At 45.4% G+C, this 931-nt stretch carries 1 protein-coding gene; it reads left to right on the top strand.

Annotated features, from left to right (window positions below; all coding sequences use genetic code 11):
- Positions 1 to 931: HEAT repeat domain-containing protein (locus AC805_RS03465; protein WP_197278615.1), on the top strand; the 931-nt coding region annotated here is incomplete at both ends.

Below are 931 nucleotides of genomic sequence, written 5' to 3'. Positions count from 1 at the left end.
AGCAGAGGCATTAGGCAAGATTGGCAGTGACAAAGCCGTTGAGTCTCTCATTCTCGCTCTCAAGGATTTTGATGAGGTGCGTTGGAGGGTAGTAGATGCATTAGTCAAGATTGGCAGTGACAAAGCCGTTGAGCTTCTCATTCTCGCTCTCAAGAATTCTTATTTGAGTGTGCGAAGGAATGCAGCAGAGGTATTAGGCAAGATTGGCAGTGACAAAGCCGTTGAATCTCTCATTCTCGCTCTCAAGGATTCTGATGATGATGTGCGAAAGAATGCAGCTGATGCATTAGTCAAGATTGGCAGTGACAAAGCCGTTGAGCCTCTCATTCTTGCTCTTAAGGATTCTGATGATTACGTGTGTTGGAAAGCATCGGAGGCATTAGGCAAGATTGGTAGTGACAAAGCCGTTGAGTCTCTCATTCTCGCTCTCAAGGATTCTGATCAATATGTGCGAAGGAATGCAGCAGAGGTATTAGTCAAAATTGGTAGTGACAAAGCCGTTGAACCTCTCATTCTCGCTCTCAAGGATTCTGATCATTATGTGCGGAGGAATGCAGCTTGGAATGTACGTGGAAAAGCCGCAGATGCATTAGTCAAGATTGCCAGTGACAAAGCCGTTGAGTCTATCACTCTCGCTCTCAAGGATTCTGATCAATATGTGCGGAGGAATGCAGCAGAGGTATTAGGCAAGATTGGCAGTGACAAAGCCGTTGAGTCTCTCATTCTCGCTCTCAAGGATTCTGATCATTATGTACGTGCAAAAGCAGCAGAGTCATTAGGCAAGATTGGTAGTGACAAAGCCGTTGAGTCTATCATTCTCGCTCTCAAGGATTCTGATCATTATGTGCGAAGAAATGCAGCAGAGGTATTAGGCAAGATTGGTAGTGACAAAGCCGTTGAGCCTCTCATTCTCGCTCTCAAGGATTCTGAT

Origin of the sequence: Pseudanabaena sp. 'Roaring Creek', from assembly GCF_001402795.1 — a bacterium.
GTDB lineage: Bacteria > Cyanobacteriota > Cyanobacteriia > Pseudanabaenales > Pseudanabaenaceae > Pseudanabaena.
The sequence above is the reverse complement of the archived record's forward strand: the minus strand, read 5'-3'. Positions and strand labels throughout refer to the sequence as shown.